The organism is Acidimicrobiales bacterium (assembly GCA_036491125.1).
GTDB lineage: Bacteria > Actinomycetota > Acidimicrobiia > Acidimicrobiales > AC-9 > AC-9.
The window spans coordinates 1-4941 of sequence record DASXCO010000145.1; the positions used below are offsets into that span (position 1 = coordinate 1).

Annotated in this window: 5 protein-coding genes; 1 reads left to right on the forward strand and 4 read right to left on the reverse strand. The window is 68.7% G+C overall.

Going from position 1 to position 4941, the window contains the following annotated elements; genetic code table 11:
• Nucleotides 1–6: 6 nt before the first annotated feature.
• From VGF64_11575 to VGF64_11585, 3 genes are all read right to left on the reverse strand, one after another.
• The gene (locus VGF64_11575; GenBank protein ID HEY1635390.1) at nucleotides 7–906 is read right to left on the reverse strand and encodes an enolase C-terminal domain-like protein; all 900 of its coding nucleotides are present in this window, start codon (nucleotides 904–906) and stop codon (nucleotides 7–9) included.
• 107 nt (nucleotides 907–1013) lie between these two features.
• Entirely contained in the window at nucleotides 1014–1412 is a 399-nt protein-coding gene (locus tag VGF64_11580; GenBank protein HEY1635391.1) for an ATP-binding protein, read from the reverse strand.
• Nucleotides 1413–1693: 281 nt separating this feature from the next.
• Entirely contained in the window at nucleotides 1694–2614 is a 921-nt protein-coding gene (locus VGF64_11585; protein ID HEY1635392.1) for an NADP-dependent oxidoreductase, read from the reverse strand.
• A gap of 323 nt (nucleotides 2615–2937) precedes the next feature.
• Between VGF64_11585 and VGF64_11590 the strand changes: the two genes are divergently transcribed.
• A complete protein-coding gene (locus VGF64_11590; GenBank protein ID HEY1635393.1) occupies nucleotides 2938–3612 on the forward strand; it encodes a class I SAM-dependent methyltransferase in 675 nt (224 codons plus the stop codon).
• Between the two features lie 21 nt (nucleotides 3613–3633).
• Here the strand turns inward: VGF64_11590 and VGF64_11595 are convergent.
• Nucleotides 3634–4941, reverse strand: a 1308-nt coding sequence (locus VGF64_11595; protein HEY1635394.1) for an ATP-binding protein, incomplete at its 5' end; no start/stop codon positions are given.

Here is a 4941-nt window from a genome sequence, read left to right on the forward strand (position 1 = left end):
GCAGCATCAGACGGGGACCGCCAAGCGGTCGAGGAGTGCCGGGTCCGCATCGACCGGCCTGACGTCGACCGTGCCGCGGCGCGGCAGCAGCGGATTGTCGGTGACGTCGGCGCCAAGGAGCGAGGCCGTGGCGAGCCCGCAGGGGAAGGGCAGATCGGGGAGGCAGGCTGCCAGCGCGATGCCGGCGGCCAGCCCGACGGAGGTCTCGAGCATCGAGGACACGATCGGCGGTACGCCGGCCTCATCGACCACCGACAGCGCCTTGCGAACCCCGCCGAGGGGCTGCACTTTCACCACGATGGCGTCCGCGGCGGCCAGCCTCTTGAGGCGTCGAGCGTCGTTCACGTCTCGCACCGCCTCGTCAGCCGCCAGTGGCACCTTCACAAGACGTCGTAGTCGGGCAAGATCGTCCAACCCGGCGACGGGCTGCTCCGCCAGCTCGAGGTCGAAGCGCGCCAACGCCCCGAGGCGAGCCCGCGCCGTGTCCAGGTCCCAAGCCTCGTTGGCGTCGACCCGAAGTGTGGCAGCGGGGCCCACCGCGTCCCTGACGGCCGAGACGCGACCCACGTCGTCGCCGGCTCCGACCTTGATCTTGAAGCACTCGATGCCTGTGCCCGCGTCCTGGGCCGCGACGCGAGCGGCTTCCGCCGGCCGAAGGGCGGGAATGGTCGAGTTGACCGGTATCGAGTGGCGTCGGGGCGTCGGCCAGCCGAGCGTGGCGGCCTCCGTAGCAGATCGCGAGGCCATCGCCGGGTCGCATGCGAATCCCGGCATCGGTGAAGCCTCCCCCCACCCCGCCGGTCCGTGCACGATGAGAACCTCGCGCTCGGTCGCGCCTTGCCAGGGAAGCCGCAGAGGAACCCGAAGACGCCACCACCGAAGTCCTGTCTCGTCGGCGGGCTCCATCGGTACCGCACCGTACAGCGTCGACGACCACGCGGTGCTGTCGTTCGCTGAAGGCTCTCTCGGCGACGACCTGGCGATCCGGGGTCGTCCGCGTTCGCCCCTGACTCTCAGATACCGCCCGCCGCAGTCGCCTCGGCCGGTTCCTCGGCCAAGTCGAACCACACCGCCTTGCCGTCAGCCCTCCAGTCCACGCCCCACGAGACGGACAGAGCGTCCACCAGGTGCAGTCCTCGTCCGTGCTCTTCGTCGTCCTGGATCGGGATGAGCCGAGGCGGGTCATGACTCGAATCAGACACCTCGACCCTCAGACGGTCCTGGTTGGTGGTGACCCTGAGCGAGAAGTCGGTTCTGGCGTGCACGATCGCGTTCGTCACCAGCTCGGTCGTGAGGAGCGCGGCCACCTCGGTCGAGTCGTCGTCACCCCATCGCTGCAGTGCGGCTTCGATCAGCTGTCTGGCCGCCCGGGCACTCATTGGATCAGGCGCCAGCTGAGTCTCGATGTTCACCCTGCCTCCATAGACACCGACCGCCAAGCTAGCCGTCGAAGCAGACGAAGCGGTTCGCCGCCTCCCGAGGAACGAGCTCGAGCTGGAACGCCCCCGAGGGACTCGGCCTGCAGGAGGGGTGATGCCCTGATCCCTCGGGCTAGGGCTGCCCGAAACCCCTCCAGCAGGCCGGTCGAAATCTCTCCTACCCCGATGCCGAAACCGGGCAAACGGTGATCTTCGACCCCTCGTTGGGGGGATCCACGGTCCAACGGCACGTCGGCCTCCTGGCAACCAGCTCGTCAGGGCACCAGCACGATCTTGCCCCGCGTGTGCCCCTTCGCGAGCTCACGAAATGCATCGACGACAGCAGACAGGGGGTAGATCCGGGCGATCGGCACCTCGAGAAGGCCCTTGCTGATCAGGGAAGCCAACTCCTCGAGCACTTGTGCGCTCGCACCGACACTGTTGCCGTCGGTCTTCACCCCGTACTTCGTCGCTGCCTCGAAATCGGCGATGGTGTCGATCCGATCCGGTCGGACACCGAGCTCGACGGCGAGGTCGACGTAGTTGGCGCCCACGGTGTCGATGAAGGCATCGACCCGACCGCCGGCGGCCGTCCGGATCCGATCGGCGACACCATCCCCGTAGGACACGGGCACCACGCCGTGGTCGGCGAGCCACCGGTGATTCGGCTCGCTCGCCAGTCCGATCACCCTGGCGCCGGTGTTCCTGGCCAGCTGCACAGCGAGCGAACCGACGCCGCCTGCGGCGCCCGCCACGACAGCGGTGTCACCGTCGCTGAGCCCCACCGCACGAACGGCGGCCCATGCCGTCGCTCCCACGACGAAGAGCGAGCCGGCCGCTTCCCACGGGACATCGCTGGGACGATGGACCAGATGGTCAGCCGGCGTCGTGACGAGCTCGGCCTGGCTCGCCCGCTGGTCGGTGAACCCCAGTACTTCGTCACCGACCGCGAGCCCCTCGACTCCTGGTCCGAGCTCCTCCGCGAACCCGGCGAGATCGCTCCCCTGTCCTGAGGGAAACGTCGCTGGCCACCGTTCCGCCATCGCACCCTCGCGGATCTTGGCCTCACCGGGGTTGATCCCGGCCGCCCTGACCCTCACCAGCACCTCGCCCGGGCCCGGCACCGGCCGCTCCACGTCGACGACCTTCAACACGTCGACTCCTCCGTATGCATCGAATCGCACAGCTCGAGGCATCCGCGGCTCCCTTGACGCTCGTCGATCTGATCGGTACCGCCCCTTGCTGGAAACGAGCACTCGCCTCGGTTTATGCCGCTGCCCGTTGGGTGCACGCCGAGCTCACGTGAGTTCTCGGCGCTCGCGCTCGGATGCGAGGAGGAGGGGCACTCCGCCGCGTGCCCCTCCTCTCGCTTCCCTCCCGGCGGCGCCCGATCCCCGCCAAACTACCCTCTACCCCGTTTGTATGACCCCCAAACAGGGCAATGAACTCGCACTCGCGGGGGAGCTGGAATGCCGAGGTGTCCCGCGTGGGCCGCGCCAGGGCCCCGAGCTGTCGGACAGTGTCCGAGTTTGAGGTGCTCCCCGCCCTGGACGAGGCTCGTGCGATGCCGGAAGTTCCGAGTGGCCGCCGGGCGTTCTTCGATACCTGGTCGCGCTTCTACGACGCGGCGCCGGCCCAGTGGGCGCTCTACCGGCCGGTCCATGAGGCCGTGCTGGCCGAGCTGCGGACCCAACCGGTCCGGCGGGTCCTGGACGTGGGTTGCGGCACGGGGATACTCACGGCTCGCACGGGTGCGCTCCTCAGCGGTCTCGTGTGTGGCCTCGACCTGTCCTTCGGCATGCTCGAGCAGGCCACCGGTCGCAGGGTTGGCCCCTGGGTCCAGGCCAACGCGGTCCGCCTACCAGCAGGCAACGAGTCAGTTGACGCCGTCGTCTCGACCGAGGCCTTCCACTGGTTCGCCGATCACGATGCGGTGCTTCGCGAGTTCCGCCGCGTCCTCGTCCCGGGAGGTCGGATCATCGTGGCGGTCGTGAACCCTCGCAGCGCCGGTGCGGCCCGCATGGCGCAGCGCTGGTTTGCCAGGGCCGGTCAGCCTGCGTATTGGCCCACCCGCGCCGAGATGCGCACCCGCGTCGAAGGAGCAGGTCTTCGGGTGCGTCGCCAGAGGCCCGTTCTCAGGGTGTTCGGGCTGTCCTTTCCAACCGTGGTCACGGTCGCGCAGCGCACGGAGTAAGTCGCGATCTGGCGCCGGGCCTCACTTCTTGGAGCGGTTTTCCGGCGGTCGAACCGGCAGCCGGACCTGAAAGCGGGTGTCACCGGGCGATGACGTCACGCTCAGATCACCGTGATGGCGGCGCACGACGATGCGGTAGCTGATGTCCAACCCGAGACCCGTGCCCTTGCCCACGTCCTTGGTGGTGACGAAGGGCTCGAACACCCGGCGCTGGAGCTCGGTAGGGATGCCGGGGCCGTCATCGCCTATCTCGACCAGCACCCGATCGGCCTCGCGTGCCGTGCGGATGGTCAACGTGCCCTTGCCGTCAGTGGCGTCGATGGCGTTGTCGATGAGGTTGATCCACACCTGATTGAGCTCGCCGCTGTAGGCCTGCACTTTGGGCATGTCGCGGTCGTAGTCGCGAACGACCTCCACGCCTCCCTTGAGCCGGTGCTGGAGTATCACCAGGGTGCTCTCGATCCCGTCGTGGATGTCGATCTTCTCCATGGCGGATTTGTCGACCCGGCTGTAGGTCTTCATGGCCCCGACCAGTGTCGTGATGCGGCTCGAAGCCGCCGACAGCTCCTCGACCAGGCTGTCGATCTCCAGGGTGGCAGCCATCCATCCGAGCACAGGCTCGAGCTGGGCGCCGGCCACGGACACGAGCCGGTCGATCCAGTCGTCCTCGACGCCGGCGGCCACGAGGGCCGGTGCCAGCTCCCACGCTCGGGCGACCCCCGCGTCCTCGAGGCGCTGCCCGAGCTCGTCCTCCCGATCGCCGGCCGCGAGTGCTGACAGGCCCGCGGGGGACCGTGCCTGCTCTGCGGCCGACGCCCTGAGGGCCACGATCTCGGCCAGCGTCGCCGGGTCGACCTCGGCGGCGAAGCCCACGATCGCCTGTCGGGCGTCACCCAGCCGCTCGCGCAGCGCCTGCGCCGCTCGTACCTCGGCCGCTGCCGGGTTGTTCAGCTCGTGGGCCAAGCCGGCGGACAGCGATCCGAGGGCCACGAGCTTCTCGCGCTGGCCGACGATGTTCTCGACGTTGGTCAGCCCGAGAAACATCCCGTCGAGCAGGTGCACGGCCATCGGGAACCAGGTCTTGAGGACGTAGGCGAAATCGTCCGCCCGCAGCCGGAAGAACCGAACCGGCGTGAGCGTCCGGAGGGTGTTGACGTAGACCTTCTCGTCGGCGCTCTCCACGAAGGCCCGGATGGCCCCCGCGTAAGCGCCGTGGTGGTCGGTCGTGTTCATCACCACGTCCTCACCGGTGATGCGCTTGAGCATCTGGATCTGGCCGTCGAGGAGCACGAGGAACATCTCGGCCGGCTCTCCCTCGTGGAACACCTC